General features: G+C 56.4%; 20 protein-coding genes. 15 read left to right on the top strand and 5 right to left on the bottom strand.

Annotation, left to right across the window (positions count from 1 at the left end; translation table 11 throughout):
- Nucleotides 1-44: 44 nt before the first annotated feature.
- Nucleotides 45-659 carry a class I SAM-dependent methyltransferase gene (locus tag B3K78_RS14195; protein ID WP_286695952.1) on the bottom strand — a complete coding sequence of 205 codons (615 nt, stop codon included), beginning with the start codon at nt 657-659 and terminating at the stop codon, nt 45-47.
- 127 nt (nt 660-786) lie between these two features.
- On the opposite strand from B3K78_RS14195, the gene sthA reads away from it, so the two are divergent.
- The 4 genes from sthA to B3K78_RS14175 all read left to right on the top strand — a co-directional run bounded on the left by sthA (nt 787) and on the right by B3K78_RS14175 (nt 4527).
- Nucleotides 787-2178, top strand: a complete 1392-nt coding sequence (gene sthA, locus B3K78_RS14190; RefSeq protein ID WP_286695951.1) for a Si-specific NAD(P)(+) transhydrogenase — start codon at nt 787-789, stop codon at nt 2176-2178.
- A 158-nt stretch (nt 2179-2336) separates the two neighbouring features.
- Entirely contained in the window at nt 2337-2528 is a 192-nt protein-coding gene (locus B3K78_RS14185) for a PA3496 family putative envelope integrity protein (RefSeq protein WP_286695950.1), read from the top strand.
- 198 nt (nt 2529-2726) lie between these two features.
- The gene (locus tag B3K78_RS14180) at nt 2727-3515 is read left to right on the top strand and encodes a DUF3014 domain-containing protein (RefSeq protein ID WP_286695949.1); all 789 of its coding nucleotides are present in this window, start codon (nt 2727-2729) and stop codon (nt 3513-3515) included.
- A gap of 85 nt (nt 3516-3600) precedes the next feature.
- Nucleotides 3601-4527, top strand: a complete 927-nt coding sequence (locus tag B3K78_RS14175; RefSeq protein ID WP_286695948.1) for an NAD-dependent epimerase/dehydratase family protein — start codon at nt 3601-3603, stop codon at nt 4525-4527.
- On the opposite strand, the gene B3K78_RS14170 is transcribed toward B3K78_RS14175, so the two are convergent.
- Nucleotides 4524-5390, bottom strand: a complete 867-nt coding sequence (locus B3K78_RS14170) for a MaoC family dehydratase (RefSeq protein WP_286695947.1) — start codon at nt 5388-5390, stop codon at nt 4524-4526. The two genes, B3K78_RS14175 and B3K78_RS14170, sit on opposite strands and share 4 nt — an antisense overlap.
- 148 nt (nt 5391-5538) lie before the next feature.
- Between B3K78_RS14170 and B3K78_RS14165 the strand changes: the two genes are divergently transcribed.
- Nucleotides 5539-6570: an AraC family transcriptional regulator gene (locus B3K78_RS14165; protein WP_204996019.1), complete on the top strand. Its 1032-nt coding sequence runs from the start codon at nt 5539-5541 to the stop codon at nt 6568-6570.
- A gap of 33 nt (nt 6571-6603) precedes the next feature.
- On the opposite strand, the gene B3K78_RS14160 is transcribed toward B3K78_RS14165, so the two are convergent.
- A complete protein-coding gene (locus B3K78_RS14160; RefSeq protein WP_286695946.1) occupies nt 6604-7989 on the bottom strand; it encodes a 3-oxoacyl-ACP reductase in 1386 nt (461 codons plus the stop codon).
- A 170-nt stretch (nt 7990-8159) separates the two neighbouring features.
- Between B3K78_RS14160 and B3K78_RS14155 the strand changes: the two genes are divergently transcribed.
- Together B3K78_RS14155 and B3K78_RS14150 are read left to right on the top strand one after the other, a co-directional pair.
- Nucleotides 8160-9458 carry an acetyl-CoA C-acetyltransferase gene (locus B3K78_RS14155; RefSeq protein WP_027873525.1) on the top strand — a complete coding sequence of 433 codons (1299 nt, stop codon included), beginning with the start codon at nt 8160-8162 and terminating at the stop codon, nt 9456-9458.
- A gap of 734 nt (nt 9459-10192) precedes the next feature.
- The gene (locus B3K78_RS14150; protein WP_204996016.1) at nt 10193-10663 is read left to right on the top strand and encodes a Dps family protein; all 471 of its coding nucleotides are present in this window, start codon (nt 10193-10195) and stop codon (nt 10661-10663) included.
- 27 nt (nt 10664-10690) lie between these two features.
- Here the strand turns inward: B3K78_RS14150 and B3K78_RS14145 are convergent, their stop codons facing one another.
- Entirely contained in the window at nt 10691-11833 is a 1143-nt protein-coding gene (locus B3K78_RS14145; RefSeq protein ID WP_286695945.1) for a GGDEF domain-containing protein, read from the bottom strand.
- A gap of 238 nt (nt 11834-12071) precedes the next feature.
- Between B3K78_RS14145 and B3K78_RS14140 the strand changes: the two genes are divergently transcribed.
- From B3K78_RS14140 to B3K78_RS14115, 6 genes are read left to right on the top strand one after another with little or no spacing between them, the layout of a single operon-like run.
- Nucleotides 12072-14234: a dihydrolipoyl dehydrogenase family protein gene (locus B3K78_RS14140; protein ID WP_286695944.1), complete on the top strand. Its 2163-nt coding sequence runs from the start codon at nt 12072-12074 to the stop codon at nt 14232-14234.
- Between the two features lie 4 nt (nt 14235-14238).
- The gene (locus B3K78_RS14135) at nt 14239-15039 is read left to right on the top strand and encodes a DUF547 domain-containing protein (protein WP_286695943.1); all 801 of its coding nucleotides are present in this window, start codon (nt 14239-14241) and stop codon (nt 15037-15039) included.
- On the top strand, nt 15032-15742 hold the full coding sequence (locus B3K78_RS14130) for a TIGR04283 family arsenosugar biosynthesis glycosyltransferase (protein WP_286695942.1): 711 nt from the start codon (nt 15032-15034) through the stop codon (nt 15740-15742). Before B3K78_RS14135 ends, B3K78_RS14130 begins: the two co-directional genes overlap by 8 nt.
- A gap of 16 nt (nt 15743-15758) precedes the next feature.
- On the top strand, nt 15759-16415 hold the full coding sequence (locus B3K78_RS14125; RefSeq protein WP_286695941.1) for a TIGR04282 family arsenosugar biosynthesis glycosyltransferase: 657 nt from the start codon (nt 15759-15761) through the stop codon (nt 16413-16415).
- Nucleotides 16408-17211, top strand: coding sequence for a sterol desaturase family protein (locus B3K78_RS14120; protein WP_286695940.1), 804 nt, complete (start codon nt 16408-16410; stop codon nt 17209-17211). Before B3K78_RS14125 ends, B3K78_RS14120 begins: the two co-directional genes overlap by 8 nt.
- Nucleotides 17208-17729: an MOSC domain-containing protein gene (locus tag B3K78_RS14115; protein ID WP_204996013.1), complete on the top strand. Its 522-nt coding sequence runs from the start codon at nt 17208-17210 to the stop codon at nt 17727-17729. Before B3K78_RS14120 ends, B3K78_RS14115 begins: the two co-directional genes overlap by 4 nt.
- On the opposite strand, the gene B3K78_RS14110 is transcribed toward B3K78_RS14115, so the two are convergent.
- Nucleotides 17718-18506 carry a crotonase/enoyl-CoA hydratase family protein gene (locus B3K78_RS14110; RefSeq protein ID WP_286695939.1) on the bottom strand — a complete coding sequence of 263 codons (789 nt, stop codon included), beginning with the start codon at nt 18504-18506 and terminating at the stop codon, nt 17718-17720. The genes B3K78_RS14115 and B3K78_RS14110 overlap by 12 nt on opposite strands.
- Nucleotides 18507-18623: 117 nt before the next feature.
- Here B3K78_RS14110 and B3K78_RS14105 point away from each other — a divergent pair, with 117 nt between their 5' ends.
- On the top strand, nt 18624-19223 hold the full coding sequence (locus B3K78_RS14105) for a TetR/AcrR family transcriptional regulator (protein ID WP_154653851.1): 600 nt from the start codon (nt 18624-18626) through the stop codon (nt 19221-19223).
- Between the two features lie 99 nt (nt 19224-19322).
- Entirely contained in the window at nt 19323-20462 is a 1140-nt protein-coding gene (locus B3K78_RS14100) for a CaiB/BaiF CoA transferase family protein (protein WP_286695938.1), read from the top strand.
- The last annotated feature ends 122 nt before the right edge of the window (nt 20463-20584 follow it).

The raw sequence follows: 20584 nt of genomic DNA, 5'->3' as shown, positions 1-20584 counted from the left end.
CAGCTTTCAGTTACGTGACAGCAATATTGCAGTATTGAGACAGTTCAGGCGTTCTCGATACGCAGCACATAGCCGCGGTGTGGCCGCGATGTATGGGCTCTGACGGGTACGAGCTCGGCATAGAAGTCCTCAATACAGGCCTCTGCTACCGCTAGAAAGGGTGGTCGACCGGGGTCGGCAATGAGAATTCTGCCGCAACCGGCTTCAACAGCGCGGGCGATAAGCTGGTAAACCTCTTCAGCCATATCGTCCCAAAAGCAAATATCGCTGGCGATCAGGGTATCGGCCGCCGCAAGCGCGTCGTCTGGAACGTCGGCAAAGCGCCAGACCTCGGTGTCGATAGTGAGGTCGTTAATGTCGGCCTGCGCCTGAAGATAGGGGAATACCGCTGGGTCAGCGTCGCTGGCAGTCACCGCAGAATGAAAGCGCTTGCGGCAATACAGTCCCGCCAGCCCCCAGCCACAGCCGACATCGAGTACGGAGCGATTGGGCGGGAGAGGGTGCTGGCTCAGGTATTCCATCAGTAAGAATGCCGCTCCCCAATTTTTGCTGCCGTGCAAGCGGCTGTTGTTGCCGCGCTTGAGGCGGCGCATTGCTGGCGCGCTCGCCATCATATAGCGCAGGCCATAGTGTTCTCGTTGGTGGGAGCTTGTGGGCACGGCTCGGTCTCTTGGGTTTGGGGACAGACCAAGGTCGAATCCCCTTTCTCTTGCGATGGCGGTAGTATACTGCCTGAATAGCTCTAAGTGGTTAACGCCCCGCGCAGCGGCGATAAGGAAGGGTAAATTGGCCAACTATGATTTTGATGTACTGGTAATTGGCAGCGGGCCTGCCGGCGAAAGCGCGGCATTGAACGCGGTCAAACATGGTCAAAGTGCTGCTGTTATCGAGGAGCAGCCACAGGTTGGGGGGGCTTGCACCCACCAGGGAACCATTCCTTCCAAGGCTCTGCGTCATATGGTGCGACAGGCGATCCGCTTTAATCGCATGCCCATTTTCCGGGAAATTGGCGACCCGCGAACGCTCACGTATCCGCGTTTACTCAGCCACGCTAACGAGGTGATCGCCCGCCAAGTGGCCATGCGCAGCCGCTTTTACTATCGCAATAATATTCGTGTGATTCCCGGCAGGGCGAGCTTTGTCGATGCGCACACATTGGCTGTGGAAGGTGAAGACGGCAAACAAGAGCACTACAGCGCCGAGAACATTGTGATTGCAACGGGCTCGCGCCCCTACCGGCCTGCGAATATCGACTTCAGTCACCCGCGTGTTTACGACAGTGACAGTATCCTGGCGATGACCAATACGCCCCGTAAAATTATTGTTTACGGCGCTGGTGTGATTGGTTGTGAGTACGCCTCAATCTTCTCTGGTATCGGGATCAAGGTGGAACTGGTCAATACCCGTGACCGCTTGTTGGAATTCCTCGACGACGAAATCTCCGATGCACTGAGTTATCACTTGCGCCACCTCGGCGTGATGATTCGCCACCGCGAAGTCTATAGCGAGGTAGAGGCCAGTGATAAGGAAGTCGTCCTAAAAATGGAAAGTGGCAAGCGCCTTCACGCCGACGCCCTGCTGTGGTGTAACGGACGCAGCGGTAATACCGACCGCCTGGGGCTAGAGACCGTGGGCATCACGCCGGATCATCGCGGCCAGTTAAACGTGGACGAGCACTACCAGACGAATGTCGAGAATATCTACGCCGCCGGCGATGTGATTGGCTGGCCGAGCTTGGCCAGCGCTGCCTACGACCAGGGGCGGGCGGCATCGGCGTCGGCGCGCGGTAAGGAGCAGTGCCGGTTTGTCGACGACGTACCCACAGGGATATACACCCTGCCGGAAATTAGTTCAGTGGGTCTGAATGAGCGCGAGCTCACCGAGCAACGCGTACCCTATGAAGTGGGCCGGGCATTTTTTAAAGACACCGCCCGGGGGCAGATCAGCGGGGAAACCGTTGGCATGCTGAAGCTGCTGTTTAATGTAGAAACCCTGGAGATTCTCGGGATTCACTGTTTCGGTGCCGAAGCGGCGGAAATTATTCATATCGGCCAGGCAATAATGAAACAGAAGAACGGTGGAAACAGCCTGCGTTATTTCCTGGGAACCACCTTTAACTACCCCACTATGGCCGAGGCTTATCGCACCGCGGCGCTGAATGGCCTTAATCGCCTGTAGGCTATGGCTGCTCTGCGCCTGGCTGATATAAACCGAGACCAAAGTAGGGGTAAATTTTCATTGACAGACTGCCGATCTCAGCATAAATAGTCAGCTGAACAACCGTGCTAATTGCCGATGGTTGCTTCCGTATTTAATCGTGCTGGAGTGAGCTTGATATGGCTAGAGAAATGGCAGTGTCAGAGAGTGTTGATGACTTCGATGACAACTTCTTTGACGATGGTGCAAACTACGACGACGGTCCTGATATGGGGGGGCGAGACAACAGTATTCGCCGACGTATTGAAGAGCGGCTCGAACGTAAAAGGCTAATGGAGGAGCTGGAACTGCTAGACGACCTCGACCTGTAGGCCTTCCATTCTTAACTGGCACCCGTCGGCGGTCACGATGGGTGCTGGCGCATTATTTTCCCTCGAATATTCTTCCCCACAGTTGCCGCGGTTAGTCCGCGGGGCTACCATGGGCAAATGTCACGTTGCAGCGTCATTGGGCTGTCGCTGCAACAACGTTATTTCTTGCACAATCAAAAAACATAACAGGAAGCGTAAATGAACTGGAAATCCCTGTCTGCGATCGTGATCATTGCTGCTGTTGGCGCCTTCGTCTGGTTTGTGGTCGAGCGCTCGGCAAACAGTGAATTCAACGAGCCTGAGACCAGCTCGGAGGATTTGCAGGCCTCGATGCCGCCGAAAACATCAGCGATCAAAGAAACGCTGGCGGTCGAGCAGGAGCAAGACTATCAAGAGCAAGCGGCCAAGGCGCCGGCGCCCCCGCGAGAAATAGATGGCAGTGATGACCAGGTGCGAGACGCGGCAACGGAACTGTCTCCATCATTGGGGCAGTGGCTGCAACCACAGCATCAAATTCGTAAGTGGGTCGCTTTGGTTGATCAAATGGCGCGTTTTCGCCTGCCAAACAAACACCTGCCGATCAGTTACGACAAAGAGGCCTTTTTGGTCATTAAGACTGAAAAGGGCATGGCAAACGACCCCGGTAACTTCCGCCGCTGGCAACCGCTGGTAAATGCGGTTACCGCCTTAGATCCGAAAAAAGTCGCGATCTACTATAAAAAATGGTCGCCCTTCCTGGAGTCGAGCTACAACGAATTAGGTAATCCACAGTCCTTTGATAATCAGCTGCGCACCACGATTGAGCACTTGCTGATTGTTGAGCCGATTCCCGCCGATGCGGAATTGCGCCGTCCAAAAGTGTTCTATGAATACGCTGACCCGGTTCTGGAAAATGCCGACCCGCTCAGTAAGTGGCTGTGGCGTTTGGGCCCGGATAACATGAAGTCATTGCAAGACTGGTTGCGTCAGCTACAAAGCTACTTGTAAGGCCTGCCTTCAGCCACCCGTTTGGAGGGTGGCTGAAGATCCCTCCCACGCTACACTCGCCTCAAAGATGAATAATGAGGCAGCTATGACCCTTTCTCCTGTTGATATTTCCGGTAGTCGAATCCTTCTTGCTGGCCCCGGTGGCCAAGTGGCCGCGCCCATTGTCGAAGCGCTTGCTGCGCAGTGTGAGCTGACCGCGGTGGCGCGTTTTTCTGACGAGAAGCAGCGTCAGCAGCTCGAGGCAATGGGCGTCAACACTGTCAAAGGAGACCTTGCTGATCACCGCAGTTTGCAGGCCTGCCCTAGCGATGTGGACTACGTGATCAACCTGGCGGTGGTCAAAAGTGGTGACTTTGACTACGACCTGAGAGCAAACGCCGAAGGCATCGGGAATTTGATGGCGCATTGCCGCAGTGCCAAAGCCGTGCTGCATTTCTCATCAACGGCCGTCTATGAATACGCCGGTCAGCAGCCGCGTGAAGAGAGTGCGCCGCTGGGCGATAATCACCGGGCAATGTTCCCGACCTACAGTTTGTCGAAGATTGCTGCTGAGTCGGTCTGTCGCTTCGCCGCTCGCCAATACGGTATTCCAACGACGATTGCCCGCTTGAGTGTCCCCTATGGCAACAATGGTGGTTGGCCGTTTTTCCACCTGTTGATGATGAAAGAGGGCATGGAGATTGACGTCCACCCTGAGGCGCCGAACTTCTATAACTTGTTGCACAGCAGTGACTATATCGAGAAATTGCCCTACCTGCTGGCGGCGGCCAGCACAGAGGTGTGCACGGTAAATTTCGGCGGCTCTGAAGCGGTGAGTATTGAGCAGTGGTGTGAATACTTGGGCGAGCTCTGTGGCTTGCAGCCGCGCTTCCGAGACAACCCACAAGCCTTTGGTAGCTTGCAAATCGACACCGAAAAAATGCACGCATTAATCGGGCCGACTAAAAAAGACTGGCGCCAGGGGCTGCGAGAAATGGTAGAGCAGCTGGCGCCAGAGTTACTGCTTGCCTAAGCGCTGATCGGTGACAATTCCCCGATCAGGTGTGGCTTGCCGCTAGCGGCGTCACGCAGTTCAAAGACTGTGCTGTCGGGGCCTTTTTCGTAGTGAAGTTCGGCTTTTGATGGCAGAAACACGGGGGTCTTAAATTCCACGCGACAGCGCAGGGCGTCGCCGCCATCGATGAGCTTCGCCATGCACGCGGCCTTACTCCACATGCCGTGTACCACCATTTTCTTAAAGCCCAGCACCTTTGCGCTGAGATCGTGTAAGTGAATGGGGTTGAAGTCGCCCGAGGCAAGGGCGTAATGACGAGCCGTGCTGTTAGGGATGTGCATGGCCTCTTGGTTCGCATAGCGCCGGGCTTCGCGCGGCTTGCTCTTGGCGGGTTTGGCAATCCCGGTCTTGCGTCGCGACAGGTACTGGCTGCGGTCTTCCCAGACACACTCATCGCCAGCGTACACGAGACATTCAAATGTAAACTCAACCCCTCTGGCGGTGAGTTCATGGTCACTCAGGCGGCACACCATACGCAGTGTTTCGCTGCTGTTAATAGCGCGGTGCTGAATGATTTCATTGTTCAGGTGCACACAGCCCATTGCCGCAACGGGAAAGTCGCGCTGTATCATTAGCTGCATTTGCAGCCGGAAGGCCATAATATGCAAGAAACTCGCGGGCAGGGTGTTGCCGTCCAAGCTAAAGCCGCAGGATTTGGCATAGCGTTTGAGCTGTCGTTGGCTGTAACGCACTGGCGCCAGCTCAATGCTGCGCTCGGGGAAGTTAAGCGCTTTGCTTTGGCGCTTGGGTAATGCCGCTCTGGCGAGGAGGGGGGCGAGGGCCGGTAGACGTTTGATTTTTAGTTCCTGAGCGACGCTCATGCTACTCTTACTCCTTATTCGGTGCAGCTTCACAGTATAATCAATGCTGAGCAGTAAATTATTTGCTGATGAGGCAGAATTGATTCTGCGCTCCGGCCAATCCCAGCCATGAAGTCAGCGTCTAGAACAGCCATAGATAGCGAGTGTAATGAGCGATTCCACGGAAAAAGGTTTTTCAGAACTGAGTGATTCCAGCTTCCTGATCCAGCTGGCTTACCCAGCCATTCAAGAGCTGGGGTTGGATGTTGAGCGGATCGTCAGCGAGTGCAAAATTTCTCCCAAGTTGTTGAAAGATCGCAGCGCGCGTTTCCCCCACGCTGCGCAGGTGCAATTTTGGCGCGTGTTAGAAGAAGTCAGCGGCGACAAAAGCATTGGCTTGCACCTGGCCAACCATGTACCGGTATACCGTGGCCAGGTACTGGAATACCTATTTCTGAGTAGCCCCAGCTTTGGCGATGGTTTGCGGCGGGCGGAAAATTATCAGCGCTTAGTGACCGATGCCATGCAGTTTAAGTTGCATGTGGAAGGCGATGAGGCGCGTGTGGTGCTGGATTTTATTGGCGACAGTGAGGCAGAGCTGCGCCACCGCGATGAGTGCTTTGTGCGTTTTATGCAGCGCTATTTTGAAGCGTTGACCGACGGCGCGTTTCAAACCCGAGAGATTAACCTTGGCCACCCGCTGCAGGGGGATGTTGCCGAGTATGAAAAGCACTTCAATTGCCCGGTACATTTCGATGCCAAAGAGCAGAGCTTGGTATTTGCCGCCGATATTTTGGCAACACCATCTAGCCATGCCGAGCCGGATTTGCTGAAACTCCATGAAAAAGTCGCCAGTAAGCAGCTTGAACGGCTCTCACGTCAGGACGTTGTGGGCGATGTTAAGCAAGTGATTGCGGAAATGCTTGAGCTGGGTCAGCCCAGCTTGGAAAGTGTGGCAGAACGCTTAGGGATGAATGAGCGAGTACTGCGCTCGCGTTTGACGGAGGCGGGCACCAGTTTTAACCAGGTGTTGGCAGATTATCGCTGCATACTTGCCAAGCGCTTGTTGTCGCGCACCGATGAAAGCATTGCTGACGTGGTGTATCTGACGGGGTTTTCCGAGCCCAGTACCTTTTATCGGGCATTTAAACGCTGGACCGGCCTAACGCCGATAGAGTATCGCCAACAGAAACAACAGTAGGCGGCGCGCAATGCCCCGCCCACTCAAGCCGTCTTAGGCGCCGAACCAGGACTGGCCGCATACACGCAGTGTATTGCCACTCACTCCGCGAGAGAGAGGGTTGGCGAAAAAGGCGATCGCCTCGGCAACGTCTACTGGCAGCCCGCCCTGGGACAGCGAGTTCAGGCGTCGGCCGAACATCCGGGTGAATAGCGGAATCGCCGCGGTCATTGCGGTTTCAATAAAGCCTGGGGCAACGGCGTTGACCGTAATATTGTGAGCGCGTAGCTGCTCGTCATTCTTCATGAAGTCAACGTAACCAATGACACCCGCCTTTGATGCGGCGTAGTTGGTTTGCCCGCGCTGACCGCCAATACCGTTCATTGACGACACGCCAACGATGCTGCCGCCATTGCGGATAAGGCCTTGGTCCAGCAGTTCACGCGTAATGCGCTGTGCGGCGGCCAAGTTGATATCCAGCGTCATTTGCCATTGCTGCTCGGTCATATTGGCAATGGTTTTGTCGCGAGTAACACCGGCATTGTGGACGATAAGATCGATACCACCTGCCTGTTTAGCGGCGCTGGCAATCTTGGCGGGGGCGTCTTCAGCGGTGATGTCTGCGATCAGGGGCTGACCACCCAGGCGGGTCATCACTTTCACAAGGTCGTCTTCCATTGGCGCAACATCGACACCGATAACGGTGGCGCCATCGCGCGCCAGCGTGTCGGCAATCGCTTCACCAATGCCGCGAGAAGCGCCGGTCACCAGGGCGGTTTTGCCTGCCAGAGGTTTGTGCCAATCGACATTACCCGACTGCTCGACGGCGTTAACGGCAATGACCTGGCCAGTGACATAGGCCGATTTCGGCGACAAGACAAAGCGCAAGCTGCTGCCGAAGTCTCCCTCGGCGCCGTTGGCAACAGTAATCAATTGTGCAGTGCTGCCGCGCGCACCCACTTCTTTTGCCAGTGAGCGGCTCAAGCCTTCCAGTGCACGCTGGGTGGCTGCCTGTTCGGCGTTATCGGCGCCCATGTGCGGACGGCCCAGAATAACGATGCGGCCGCCGGGAGCCAGCTTGCGAATGTTGGCGTTGAAGAAGCGGTAGGCTGCAACCAGCTCCAGTGAGTCGCGCATGCCGGTCGCATCGAATACCAGTGCGGCGAAGGGGGCATCGCTACCGTTGTCTTGTGTCAGGGCAGTACATTGCAGACGGGCATTGTCGTCGCCAAATACCTCTGCGTCGCTCTCGGCGAGAATTTTTGATACCTGTGCCAGTAAGGCAGCGTTGTCGCCAGCGCCGAGCAGTAGGCGCCCTTTAAAAAAGCTGCGCTGGGAGGGGGTGTAGCGGGCGAGTTCACGAGGAGCGTTGACGCCCAGTGCGCCAAGTACCTTTTTACCTGCGTTGGAATTAATAAAGTTCTCGATACGATCAGACATAAAATGACTCCTGAATGAGGGTGTGCCCTGTGTTATGGGCGGCAATTCTACGCGCAGACCGCCGGTGGTGAATTGACATCGCCGCCGCTGCTGCCGTGTCGCCTCAGCCAATGTGGCCTTGCTGCGGCTTGTTACACTGCGCCACCTGACAAAACACCTGAGGACCTGTCATGGCTCAAACCATCAAGCGCGTCGCTATTATCGGCGGCAACCGCATCCCTTTTTGCCGCTCTAATACCGCTTATTTCGGTGCTAGCAACCAAGACATGCTAACCGCAGCGATTGAGGGCTTGGTTCAGCGCTACCAGCTCCAAGGCCAGCGCCTTGGCGAAGTTGCCGCTGGTGCGGTAATGAAGCACAGCCGTGACTTCAACCTTACTCGCGAATCGGTACTGAGTACTTCTCTCGACCCCGCAACGCCTTGCTTCGATGTACAGCAGGCCTGTGGTACTGGCTTACAAGCGCTGAATTTGGTGGCCAACAAGATTGCCCTCGGGCAGATCGATGCTGCGATCGCCGGTGGTGTGGATACCACTTCTGATGCTCCTATTGGCGTGAGCGAGGGTCTGCGCAAAATTCTGTTGCAAGTGAACAAGGCGCGCAGCCTGGGTGAGCGCGTTAAGCCCTTCCTGCAGCTGCGAGGCAAAGATCTGGGTGTACAGATCCCTGTCAACTCAGAGCCGCGTACTGGCATGTCGATGGGTGAGCACACCGAAGTGACTGCGAAAGAGTGGGGCATCCCTCGCCAGGAGCAGGACGAATTGGCATACAACAGCCATAAAAATCTTGCTGCTGCCTATGAGCGCGGCTTGTTTGAGGACTTAATCACACCTTTCAATGGGGTGGGTCGCGACAATATTTTGCGCGCAGATACTACCATCGAGAAACTGTCGACCCTGAAGCCTGCCTTTGACAAAGAGAGCGGCCAGGGTACGTTGACCGCAGGCAACTCTTCAACACTCACCGATGGCGCATCGGCGGTGTTGTTGGCAAGTGAAGAGTGGGCCAAAGAGCAGGGGCTGCCGATCAAGGCCTACCTGAGCTTTGTGGAAACGGCAGCGGTCGACTTCTTTGGCAAAGATGTGGGTAGCGAAAAAGAAGGCCTGTTGCTGGCACCAGCTTATGCCGTTCCGCGCATGCTCGCTCGCGCTGGTTTAACGCTGCAAGACTTCGATTTTTATGAAATTCACGAGGCTTTTGCGGCCCAGGTACTGGCTACACTGAAGGCCTGGGAAGACGAAGAATTCTGCAAACAGCGCTTGGGTCTGGATCGGGCGTTGGGCAGCATTGATCGCAGCAAGCTCAACGTGAATGGTAGCTCTTTGGCTGCTGGTCACCCCTTCGCGGCGACGGGTGGTCGTATTGTCGCGACGCTGGCGAAAATGCTGGAAGAGAAAGGCAGCGGTCGAGGCCTTATTTCGATCTGTGCCGCCGGTGGCCAGGGTGTAACGGCGATTGTCGAGCGCTAAGGCATAGCCATCGCGTTACACTAAACGGGGCTTCGGCCCCGTTTTTTTTTGCTCCTGCGGTGCCGCTTTGCTTATGGCCTGGTCCTTGCCCTTGTTTATGCGAGGGGCGGGGCGGGCCAACAGTGCTTTGATATGTCTTCGCAGGCGTCCTTACAGGCGTCCCTACTGGCGTCCTTACAGGCGTCCCTTTCCAAACGACTCACAACTGCCAAACTCATAGCCCACGACAGCCTCGTCGGCGCAGGCGCTGCAGGCATTGCCATAGGTTTTGTGGGTGGGCGCGGCGCAGGGCTGAGTAACGCACTGAATTTGGCTGTCGAGGTGGCCGCACACCGGCCGATACTCGCGAGTACATATTTCTGATCGCGGTGACTCGCAGTGGATGAAACCTTCGCGTGATGCGTCGCTTTGTACGGGTGGGGTGGAACACGCGCTCAGCAGTGTGAGCGATAAAAAAAGTCCGGAGAGTCCAAGGTTCGGGCGCTGCATAAATAAGCTCGGTAAAAAGAGAGTGTTGCCATCATAAAGCGGCAGGTGCGTTTGCGGTAGTCGCGATTGTTTTTGGCAATGACCTCCATTGATATAAACGAATATTCCTATCAGGTGTGAATGCGTAAGCTGAGAACTGTCGATACTGACAGCGAAACAATCGGCTGAGGTCGATCTCGCGTAGGAAAAAGACGTCGCCTTGCAGGCGGGGTGATATGGAGTCAAAAACGACAATAGGAGTCATTATGCAAAAGATAGATATCGGTATTAACGAAGCAAATCGACAGCAGATCGCCGACGGCCTGAGCCGCCTGTTGGCTGATTCCTACACCCTCTACCTGCAAACGCACAACTTTCATTGGAACGTTACCGGGCCGCGGTTTCGCGACCTGCATTTGATGTTTGAAGAGCATTACACCGAGCTCGCCACCGCCGTGGACGATATTGCAGAGCGCATTCGCACCCTGGATGTTGCCGCGCCAGGCACCTACAAAGCCTTTGCGTCATTGAGCAAAGTGCAAGAAGTGGATGGCGTGCCCAGCGCCGAGGACATGGTCGATATTCTGACTCGCGGCCATGAACAAGTGGTAAAAACCTGCCGAGAGGTGCTCAGCACGGCCGCTGAAGCCGACGACGAATCGACCGTTGCCTTAGTTGGAGACCGCATGCGCATTCACGAGAAAACCGCGTGGATGTTGCGGGCCTTAAACCGCTAACAGTCCTTGCGCCAGCGACGCGATGCGCTACACCGATTGGGGCGCGGCAACATTGTCGCGCTCGCCGCGCTTCACCCGGTACATGTTTTGGTCTGCGACCTTCAGCAGTTCCTCGTCATTGCTGCCGTGTTGAGGGTAAATGGCGTAACCGACGCTGGCACTTACCTGATAGTCGACGCCGCCGAGTTGCAGCGGCGTGGACAGGTTGTGGATCAGGGCATCTAAACGCTGCTCCACAACTTCTGCCCGCCCTAGCGAGCGCAGCAGCAAGGCAAACTCATCACCACCCAGTCGAGCAACAAAGTCGTCTTCGCGGATTTCCTGACGAAGCCGGTTAGCAAAGGCGATCAAAATCTCATCGCCGAAGTGGTGGCCGTGTTTGTCGTTGGCCTCTTTGAATTTATTCAAGTCGAAGTAAAGAACGCTGAATTGATCGCCCTTGCGCTTGGCTCGGGAAATTTCCCGATTGATGGCATCAATAAAGTGGCGGCGGTTGGCGATTCCGGTCAGGCTGTCATGGTGGGCAAGGTGGAAGTACTTGCTTTGCTCGAAACGGAGTTGCTTGCTCAGTTTTCTGCTGTTCAGCTCGTAGTAAACGGCGATGAAAATGATAAAGGCATGGGTGGTCACCAGGCAGGAAAATTCGGCCAGGCTTTGGTTGGCGTCGATGATGATGTTGCGATAGTTGTGCCCCTGTTGTTCAGCAATGAACATTCCCGAGCCAATTAAACCAACACAAAGGCTCCAGCCAATGCCCGCCTTCGCACCGATGCTAAGTGTCGCGAGGGCGGGAATAATCACCGAGCAGATCACCGCGGGTGAGCCCAAGCCACCGGTGATGCTCGCAACATAGACCAGGCCGCCAGTGAGGGTGGTGATAAATATATGCAATGCCAGGTGGCGTTTTGCGGCAATACGTAGCGTCAGCAGTGCTATGGTGATACCAAACGTAAGACCCAGAGAAAAATAATTGATGAGGCGTTTACCGTCTTGCGTTAGCGGCAGCAGTGTCTGATTTACCGTTAACAAGACAATGAGATAGGCGAAAGTGCCAACCAGAATACTGGCCAGGAAACGGTACAGCGATCGCTCGGTGCTGCCGGCTGGCACTCTGGGGGGTATCCAGGGGTCGATCACCCTGAACAAGAGGTCTTGAATGTGTGGAATCATGGCTAGCGTCTATTGAACATTATTATTAATTGAGGGTTCCATCTCTCGTTTGCCGCCAGCTGGTACCACATACTCCGTTGAAGGCAGCGGGGGATAATACGCACTTTTTCGATTGTGTGCCATGCGTGCATAGCTTGTTCGATGAGTGTAACGGCAGCGCATTCGGTGCGTCATAACGGTGAGCGTCGAGCGAATGCTTGACGAAAGCCAATGAGTGTAAACAGGCCCTAGGTGAGTCATGAAAAAGAAAATACTGCTAATACTGCTGTTGCTTGGAGCCGGTGTGCTGTTGCTAAGCAGCGGGCTCGGGGATTATTTGAGCCTGGATGGCCTCAAGCAGGCAAGGTCTCAGGTAGCGGCGTTTCAAACGGCTCATCCGGCAGGTTTCTTTGCACTTTTTTTCATCTGTTATGTGCTGGTGACAGCATTATCTCTGCCTGGCGCGGCGGTGATGACGCTGGCAGGCGGGGCGTTTTTCGGCCTTTTCCAGGGGCTGCTGTTAGTGTCTTTCGCCTCGACGATTGGTGCAACGCTGGCGTTTCTCGTTGCGCGCTACCTGCTTCGCGACAGCCTGAAGCGGCGGTTTCCTCAGCGCCTTCAGCGTATTGATGAAGGGGTGAGTAAAGAGGGCGGTTTCTACCTGTTTACCTTGCGCCTGGTGCCGATTTTTCCGTTTTTCCTAATCAACCTGTTGATGGGTTTAACGGCTATGTCGGCGCGACGCTTTTACTGGGTGAGCCAGTTGGGGATGCTGCCCGGCACCGCGGTCTATGTGAATGCGGGTGTTCAGTTGGGCAGCCTGGAAAGCCTTTCCGGTATTTTATCTCCGGCGCTGTTGTTGTCCTTCACCCTGCTGGGAGTTTTTCCGCTTATTGCCAAGCGTATTATCGCTTTCGTCAAGGCGCGGCGTGTGTACCGCGGGTGGTCGCGACCAACATCCTTTGATCGAAACCTGGTGGTGATTGGTGCCGGTGCGGCCGGGCTGGTGACTTCCTATATCGCGTCGGCGGTCAAGGCGAAGGTCAGCCTGATAGAAGCAAACGAGATGGGCGGGGACTGTCTGAACACCGGCTGTGTGCCGAGTAAGGCGCTTATAAAGTCGGCCAAGGTGGCGGCTACCGCCCGCCGCGCTGAGGAATATGGTTTTGAGGAACACAAACCAGCGTTAAATCTCCCGCGTTTGATCGCCCGCGTACGGGACGTGATTGCAGCCATTGCCCCCCACGACAGTGTGGAGCGCTACACTGAGCTGGGGGTTGATGTGATTCAGGGCTACGCCAGGATTGTCGACCCCTGGACGGTGGAAATTCGTGATCGTGACGGAGGCAGCCAACGTTTGACAACGCGGTCAATTGTCATCGCGGCGGGAGCGTCGCCGACTGTGCCGCCGCTGAAGGGTATGGCCGAGCTCGGTTTTGTTACCAGCGATACGCTGTGGGATCACTTGGAGCGCTGTGAGCGGCTACCCCAGCGAGTGGTCGTGCTTGGCGGCGGGCCTATTGGCTGCGAGCTAAGCCAGTGTTTTGCTCGATTGGGCAGCGCCGTAAGCCAGGTCGAGATGCTACCGCGGCTGCTGCTGAAAGAGGACGAGGATGTTGCCGATTTTGTTACCGAGCAACTGCGCCGCGACGGGGTTGATGTGCGGTGTAATACCAGGGCCGTGCGCTGTGAAATGCGCGATGGCGAAAAGTGTTTGATTGTCCAGCACGGCGATGCGGAGGGCGAATCGGCAGTCGCCTACGACCTGTTGATCTGCGCGGTTGGCCGCAGTGCCAGATTGACCGGGTTTGGTTTGGAAGAATTGGGAATCACCACTGACAGGACGGTGGATACCAATGAGTACTTGCAGACCTTGATGCCCAATATCTATGCCGCGGGTGATGTTGCCGGGCCGTATCAGTTTACCCATGTCGCAGCGCATCAAGCGTGGTATGCCAGCGTTAATGCCCTGTTTGGGCAATTTAAAAAATTTGCCGTAGATTATTCAGTGATACCTTGGGTGACCTATGTCGACCCGGAAGTGGCGCGCGTGGGTTTGAATGAGCAGGAAGCCAAAGCGCAGGGTATCGACTACGAGGTCACGCGCTACGGGCTGGACGATTTAGATCGGGCGATTTGCGACGGCAACGCGCAGGGCTTTATCAAAGTCCTTACCCCGGTGAACAGTGACCGTATTCTGGGCGTGTGCATTGTCGGGAGTCAGGGCGGTGATTTGCTGGCAGAATTTGTGCTGGCGATGAAACACAAGCTCGGCTTGGGGAAAATACTGGCGACGATTCATCCTTACCCCACCTGGGCTGAGGGTAATAAATACCTTGCCGGGGAGTGGCGCAAGGCCCATCAGCCGGAGCGAATACTGCGGCTGATGGCGGGTTTTTTCCGTTGGCAGAGAGGGGGGTGATCGCGTGGCAAAGTCAGTTTGGTGGCGGACGATTGGTTTTGTGGTATTGACGATAGTTGCGCAGTTTTCTCGGGCTGACGATCAGCACGCGCTCTGGCAAAGCCTGTTGTCCAAGCATGTCTATGTGGCTGAGGGTGGCTACGCGACAACGGTCGATTACAGCAGCTTTGCCAAAGACCGTGCCGTGCTTGCGCGTTACCTCGAAACGTTATCTGCGGTGTCGCCGGCGGAATTTGATCGCTGGTCAGAATCGCGGCAGTTGGCTTTTTTGATCAATGCCTATAACGCCTGGACAGTGGAGCTGATTTTGCGCCATTACCCCGGCATCGATTCCATTCGAGAGATTGGTGGCTGGTTTCGCTCGCCCTGGAAGCTGTCGTTCTTTGACTTATTTGGCAAGCGTTGCAGTCTCGATGAGCTGGAGCATGAAATGATTCGAGAAAATTATGCCGAGCCTCGTATTCATTTCGCGGTAAATTGCGCCAGCATCGGCTGTCCCGCGCTGGCCAGGGAGCCTTATCGAGGCGATCAACTGGAGCACCAGCTGGAAGCCGCGACCCAGCGATTTTTATCAGATCGTCAGCGCAACGGCCTGAGCAAGGGGGCGTTACGGGTGTCGCCAATATTTGATTGGTACGAAGAGGATTTCGCCAAAGGCTGGCGCGGCCTACACTCGCTGCCGAATTTTCTTGCCCATTATGGTAACGCGCTCGGTTTAAGCAGCGCGCAGCAACGTCAGTTGCGCAGTGGCGCCTTGCGCATTCGCCATACCGATTATAACTGGGCGCTGAATAAGCGTGACTGAGTCCAGCTGCCAAGGTCCGCCGTTGCTGTCGATCATCGTTCCTCTGCTCAATGAGCGGGCGCTATTGCCTGCTGTGCTGCCCAACATTTTGCATTTGAAGCAAAGCCACGGCGCCGTAGAGTGGCTGTTTGTCGATGGCGGCAGTGGCGATGGCTCTGTCGAGTATTTGCAAGCGCAGGGCTTGCGCGTCATTGCCAGTGATGCGGGCCGGGCTAGGCAGATGAATGCCGGGGCCGCGCAGGCGAGCGGAGCATGGTTGTTATTTTTGCATATCGATACGCTACTCAGCACAGAGGCGCTAACGGCGTTGCGCCGTCACTGCGAGCAGTGGCCGCCCGGCTGGGGACGATTTGATGTGCGAATACACGGGCGCTCGTCAATGCTAAAGGTGGTTGCAAGCATGATGAACTGGCGGTCACGCATTACCGGTATCGCCACCGGTGATATGGGCATTTTTGTCCACCGAGAGGTATTTGCGGCGGTGTCGGGTTTTCCGGAACAACCGCTGATGGAGGATATCGAAATCAGTCGACGACTGAAGCGAACGGGCCGACCGCACTGTCTATCCCAGCCGGTAATTACCTCTGGGCGGCGCTGGGATGAAAAGGGCGTGTGGGCGACAATTCTGCTGATGTGGCGACTGCGAATTGCCTATTTTATGGGTCGTTCGGCCGACGATATTGCGCGCCGCTATTACGGTTAAGGCTAAGGAGGGAGGGGTGACAGTCACAGCAGTCAAAGTTTTCGCCAAAGCGCCCTTACCCGGTCGTGCCAAAACGCGCCTGGCCCCCGCCCTGGGGGAGAAGGCAGCGGCGAAAGTGGCGGAGTCGCTGTTGGCCTGGAATGCGCAGCTATGCTCACAGCTGCCACCGACAATGGCGGTGGAGTACCAGTTGAGCCCAGGGCCTGACGCGGCATGCTGGCAAGCGTTTCGCGGTTTGTCGGCTTTTTCCAGTGTCGAGCAAGGGGAAGGGGATCTGGGGCAGCGGATGGCGCGGGCGGCGTCGCGTGGCGTTCGCGAGGCAAGCGGGGTGATTTTGATTGGAACAGATTGCCCGTCGCTGACCGCCGCACATTTGCGCTGGGCCGAGAGTGCGCTGCAAAACGTTGACGCTGCGGTGATACCCGCTACCGATGGCGGCTATGTACTATTGGCCTTGGCCGGGGAATGTGCAGCCGTCTTTGACGGCGTGGCGTGGAGTACGGACAAGGTTCTTGCGCAAACACGTCGTCGTTTGGCTGATGCCGGCTTGCGCTGGCAGGAGCACACGCCGCTGCCCGACCTGGACGTCGCCTCGGACATTTCAGCACAGCCCGCGGCGTTTATTGAATGCTGCCCGCCGCTGCGCAGGTATAGGGAGCGTGTCAGTGGCTGAATGGGAGAGCGCGCTGCGCTTAGGGGTGTTTTCTAGCCTGTTTATCGTGCTGGCGCTGCTGGAAGTGTGGCAGCCCTTTCGCAAGGCCTCTCGCTGCCGCTGGTTGGCGAACCTGGGCTTGTTGGCCATAGGCAGTGTCGCCCTGCGCGTTGTCTTTCCCTTGGCGGCCACCGGGGTTGCTCTCTGGGCGCAACAGCAATCCTGGGGGCTGTTGAATCAGATTGAGTGGCCAGCGCTGCTTGAAATTATCATTGCCGTTGCGGTGTTGGACTGCGCAATATACTGGCAGCATCGCGTGTTTCACCGTCTACCCTGGTTGTGGCGGCTGCACAGCGTTCACCACGCCGATACGGCCTTGGATGTAACAACCGGGCTGCGGTTTCACCCCATCGAGCTGCTGCTTTCCATGGTGATAAAAAGTGTTTTCATTGTGGCGCTTGGCGCTCCGGCCTTGGCTGTGCTGATCTTTGAGGTGGTGCTAAATGCCTGCTCTATGTTCAACCACAGCAATATCGCCCTACCCAACACGTTGGAACACAGCCTGCGCCGGGTATTGATAACGCCCACTCTGCACCGCATTCACCATTCTCAGCGCGTTGAGGAAACCAACAGTAATTTCGGTTTTAGCGTGCCCTGGTGGGACTGGTTGTTTGGGAGTTTTCGGGCGCAAGCCCGAGAGGGGGATGCGGCGGTGCGTTTGGGCCTGCCCGGCGCGCAGCAGCGGGCGGGGCAGTTGCTCGCGCTGCTTATTCTGCCGTTTCGTCGGGAAGGTAATGGGCCGAGGAGTAACACATGAACGCGCAGGGTCGGTTGTTATCTCGATACTTGGCCGACCTTCCGCAGGGACGCTTGGAGTGGATCGGCGTGCGCCCGGAGCGCAAGGCACCGATGGTCGTGGTGGAACAGTGCCAGGCGCTTGAGGGCATGGGCTTACAGGGCGACCGCCGTTTGCGCGGCCGCGCCGGTTCCGGTCGCCAGGTGTCACTAATCAGCCGAGAATTTATGCGTAGTATCGCAGCGCATTTGGGGAGAGACAGTGTCGACCCGGCCCTGCTGCGCCGCAATCTGGTTGTCTCAGGTATCAATCTCAATGCTCTGCGGTATCAGTATTTTCAAATTGGCGAGGCAATTTTCCAAGCCAATGCCCTTTGCCAGCCCTGCTCGCGCATGGAACAGGCCTTGGGAGACGGCGCCGTAGTGGCCATGCTCGGCTACGGAGGTCTTTGCCTGCGGGTGGTGCGTGGCGGTCGCGTTGCTGTGGGCGATGCATTAGTGCCGCTGCCTGAGTCCGCCTTGCCGAGCTCACTCTCGTGACTGACCGTGGCGACCCGCGCCCTGACTAAAAGCCTTTGCGCCGCTCAGTGCTTCACCGGCCGCTAAGCTGGCTTTCCCCAGTGCAAATTCATTTTTCAGCGCGTCAGTTTCGGCCATGCTCCACTGCTCTAAAACGCTGCGACGGTCGTTACGCATGCATTGCTGGGGAGTTTGAGCGATTTGTTGCGCCAGTGCCTCGGCACTGTCTAACAGCTGATTTTTTGGGACAACCCGATTGGCCAAGCCGAAGGCCAGTGCCTCATTAGCATCGACAGGCCTTCCGGTTAAAATCATGTCCATTGCGCGGCTGTGGCCAATCAGTCGTGGCAGTCTAACGGTGCCTCCGTCAATAAGCGGCACGCCGAACCGTCGGCAGAACACCCCGAATATCGCGTCCTCGGTGGCGACTCTCAGGTCACACCACAGGGCCAGCTCCAGGCCACCCGCCACGCAATAGCCATCAATGGCGGCGATTACGGGTTTTTGTAGCTGCATGCGACTGGGGCCCATAGGGCCGTCGCCGTCGTCGTCTAATGGGTTGTACCGCTCAGGGTCCTCACTGGAGAAGGCTTTCAGGTCCGCTCCGGCACAAAAGTGGCTGCCTTCGCCGCTGAGAATTGCCACTTTGCTCTCGGGGTCATTGTCGAAATTGCGCATTGCCAGGGCCAGGGCTCTGGCAGTAGGGCCATCTACCGCATTGCGGTGGGCGGGTCGCCGTATACGGATGTGGCAAATATCTCCATCAGTGTGAGATGAAACGGGCGCGGTAATACTCATATTGGCGGTTTCCTGCATTTTTATTGAAATTTCAGCCAGATATTAGCGCAGCGACTTGTACATTGCGCGATGGCTCGGGTGTAATAACGCCAGCCTATATCAATGGAGTGATTAAAGGTGGCTAGACCTAGAGTAAGAGAAAGGCTGCTGGACGCGGCCTATATGCTGCTGCGCGATGAGGGGGCGGGAGCGCTGACCACGCGCGGCGTTGCTGCAAAAGCGGGTACCACAGAAGCCAGCGTATTCAATAATTTTGGTGATAAAGCCGGGATGTTGCGGGCGCTGATCAACGAACGTCTACCGGAGCTGGTGGAAGCAAAAGACTGTGTTGAGCATGGATCCACCGAAGATCTGCGCCAGTGGCTGGAGTTGGTTTATCACCATGCTGAGCGATTTTATATTACCGGCGCGCCGTTGACGGCCTCATTTTGGACGGGTAGTCATCGCGATAACAACGGCGGTGCACCCACCGATAATCTTTTCCTTGTCCACTATGCGCTGTGTCGGCGCCTGCAGCGTCTGCAGGAGGATGGGCGCATTGCCCGGCAGGTGAATGCTCGCGCCATCGCCTACTTGTTGCTTGGCGCGGCGCTGCACAATGCATTAGACACCATTTCTCAGCGCTTTGGCTGTTCGTCCTCTCCCGAGAGAGACGGTGGCGAGGCCGCTACGGCAAAGGCAACTATCGACAGTGTGCACCGTATGCTCGTCGCATGATGTGTTGGCAGGGCAGTGGAAATGGGGCAATAATGGGCGGCTTTAGCCGCCTTTTTATTGGCGGCTCGTCACGTGTTTCACATACTAAGAGGGATAAAAATGGGACCGCTTCACGGACTGCGTATTATCGAGATAGAAGGTTTAGGGCCTGCCCCCTTCGCGGGGATGATGTTTGCCGACATGGGGGCTGAAGTTATCTCGGTTACGCGACGTTCATTGGCTGACGGCGCCCAGCCTCAAAACAGCATTAGCGAGCGTGGCAAAAAATCGATCGCGTTGAATCTGAAAGATCCGCGGGCGGTTGAGGCCCTGCTGAATTTATGTGAAACGGCCGATGCCTTAATTGAAGGCTTTCGCCCCGGTGTCGCCGAGCGCTTGGGTATCGGCCCCGAGGAGTGTATGGCTCGCAACCCCAAGCTGGTCTACGGCCGCATGACGGGCTGGGGGCAGACCGGGCCTCTCTCTCAGGCAGCTGGCCACGATATCAATTACATTTCTTTATCCGGCGCCCTGCACGGGATTGGTCGTGCGGGTGACAAACCGGTCCCCCCCTTAAACCTTGTAGGCGACTTTGGTGGCGGCGGCATGTTTTTGGCGTTTGGCGTGGTGTCGGCCATGCTCGAAGCACAGCGCAGCGGTGCTGGCCAAGTGGTGGATGTGTCGATGGTTGAGGGCTCCGCGGCGCTGATGCATATGATGTACAGCTATTTGAATACCGAGGCCTTCAATTGGCAGGACGAGCGCGGCGTGAATGTGCTGGACACCGGGGCGCATTTCTATGAGGTGTATGAAACCCAAGATGGTAAATATCTGTCGGTGGGGCCCATCGAGCCACAGTTCTATCAACTGTTCAAAGAAAAGATCGGCCTGGACGAGGATACCTTTGGCGGTCAGTTTGATGTGGCCCGCTGGCCGGAACTGAAGAAAAAACTGGCGGCGGTGTTCAAGACGCGTACGCGCGATGCCTGGTGTGAACTATTGGAGGGCACAGATGCCTGTGTCGCGCCGGTATTATCAATGCGCGAGGCCCCGCTGCACCCTCACAATAAAGCCAGGGAAAGTTTTGTCGAGGTCGGCGGCCATGTTCAGCCCGGTCCTGCACCGAAGTTTAGCCGCTCCTGCCCTGAGGTCCCCCAGCCAGCGCCGCGCCAAGGGCAGCACACCGACCAAGTACTGGCCGAGGCCGGTTATGATCAGGCGCAATTGGCAGCGTTGCGAGCGGAAGGCGTATTGACCTAAGCACGCCGTAGTCATAGGTATTGCTGCTCTCCTGCAGGCCCGAATATTGGGGCTGGTATGCTTCTCGCATGGCATCTATAGTGAATAGACAGCTGGCTGTTCGGCCCGTATCAACGGGCTTT

The organism is Spongiibacter sp. UBA1325, from assembly GCF_002306875.1.
GTDB classification, from domain to species: domain Bacteria; phylum Pseudomonadota; class Gammaproteobacteria; order Pseudomonadales; family Spongiibacteraceae; genus Spongiibacter; species Spongiibacter marinus.
Note: the sequence above shows the minus strand (reverse complement) of the source record. Positions and strands in the feature narration are given on the sequence as shown.